This is a genomic window from Cyanobacteriota bacterium (assembly GCA_025054735.1).
Lineage (GTDB): Bacteria > Cyanobacteriota > Cyanobacteriia > SKYG9 > SKYG9 > SKYG9.
On sequence record JANWZG010000593.1, the window covers coordinates 1 to 1,705 of the forward strand.

3 protein-coding genes are annotated in these 1,705 nt (G+C 53.9%); 1 reads left to right on the top strand and 2 read right to left on the bottom strand.

Annotation, left to right across the window (positions count from 1 at the left end):
* Nucleotides 1–203: 203 nt before the first annotated feature.
* Complete coding sequence (locus tag NZ772_18495; protein ID MCS6815546.1) at nucleotides 204–914, top strand: Uma2 family endonuclease; 711 nt, start codon at nucleotides 204–206, stop codon at nucleotides 912–914.
* A 188-nt stretch (nucleotides 915–1,102) separates the two neighbouring features.
* On the opposite strand, the gene NZ772_18500 is transcribed toward NZ772_18495, so the two are convergent.
* Both NZ772_18500 and NZ772_18505 read right to left on the bottom strand, forming a co-directional pair.
* Nucleotides 1,103–1,363 (bottom strand): hypothetical protein, encoded by a 261-nt coding sequence (locus NZ772_18500; GenBank protein ID MCS6815547.1) that lies wholly within the window; start codon nucleotides 1,361–1,363, stop codon nucleotides 1,103–1,105.
* A 25-nt stretch (nucleotides 1,364–1,388) separates the two neighbouring features.
* A partial coding sequence (locus NZ772_18505) for a transposase (protein ID MCS6815548.1) occupies nucleotides 1,389–1,705 on the bottom strand: 317 nt, incomplete at its 5' end.

Here is a 1,705-nt window from a genome sequence, read left to right on the forward strand (position 1 = left end):
AGCAGGAGACATGACCCAGGTACTGGCAACCTTGCAACAGGGGCTACAGTCACCAGACCATACTGCTTTTGTGCAGCAGTTAGCCACAACTCTGGCTGGTAATTCGCCTTAGGGTTTGTAGGGCCTAGCCTGATAAAGGCAACATTCAGCCTATAATGAATCTACTCATCAGCCCTACTGCCCACAATTCTGGCGCTATCACCATGACCCTTTCTCTTCCTCGCCTCACCTCACCTCATTCAGGAGTACCACCCCTAGAAAACGGTGATGCCCTCACCCGTTCAGAGTTTGAGCGTCGCTACGCTGCCATGCCCTGGGTCAAAAAAGCCGAACTAATTGAAGGAATCGTTTACATGGCATCGCCCCTGCGCTTTGAACCCCACGCCGAACCCCATGCAGATCTGATTACTTGGCTAGGTATCTACAAAGTGGCCACGCCAGGAACCCGATTGGGAGATAATTCCACCGTAAGGCTGGATTTAGAGAATGAACCCCAACCTGATGCGGTGTTGCTGATCGATCCGCGGGCTGGGGGACAGACCCGATTCAGTGATGACGGCTACGTGGAAGGGGCACCAGAACTCGTGGTGGAAATTGCTGCTAGCTCTGCGGCCATTGACCTGCGGGACAAAAAACGGGCCTATCGCCGCAATGGTGTGCAGGAATATGTGGTTTGGCAAGTGCTCGATCGTCATCTCGACTGGTTTCGCCTCCAAGCAGAGGATTATGTCAACCTGCAACCAGACTCAGAGGGCATCTTACGGAGCATCGTATTTCCTGGACTATGGCTGGCCTTGCCTGCCCTACTAGCAGGAGACATGACCCAGGTACTGGCAACCTTGCAACAGGGGCTACAGTCACCAGACCATACTGCTTTTGTGCAGCGTCTTGCAGGCAATTTGTCTCAGGGTTAAGCCTGCGATCGACCTCTAACCCTGCGCCTCTAGGCATCCTCCGGCCCCAGGAATAACTAGTTGTCTGGTGATATCTGAGATTGCGATCGCACTCCGCGAGATTTTGCAGATTTAGAGCAAGCGATTGTTTTGAACCAGAACCTGGTGGTTTCCGCTGATGAACGGCAATGATAGCCAGCATCTCGCTGCTACCCTTTGCGTCCATGCTGGCGGCTGTAGCAGAGATTTTCATTTCGTGGATGAGAGGGTGCTTGGCTGTTGCCATGGTGCCAGATCACTGCATCGTTGCGGGGCGATATGACTGATTTGGCACCCCGCTGAGCCATCTCGTCGTAGCCGTGATGATAGTCGTAGGCTCTATCCGTCGAGACTGGTTCAAGGTCTCCTGCCATGGCTTCGAGGACATCGGTCAAAACCTCACTATCGGGAACGTCATTGGTAGTGACTATGGCTGCTAGGATTTCTCCTGTTACGTCATCGACTCCTAGGGGCAGTTTGCGCCACAGGTGTCACTTGCTCATCCCATGCTGACGGGTGTTTCATTCCCCCTTCGCCATCGACGTTTACCGCCGTCGCATCGATGACTACATGCCGCGCTCCTGCTTTGGGCAGTAAGGGTAGGACTATAGTCAGTTTGCTCAAGCGGTGCGATCGTGGGCTGTGGTCGGGCACTGGCAACGCTAGTCCCAGCAAGGCAACTATTGACATGAGCAATCCTGGACATTGCCGTCCTGCTAGTCGATAGACCGCTTTCACGGTGGCCATTGTCACCATGGCTAGGTCGCTGTAGT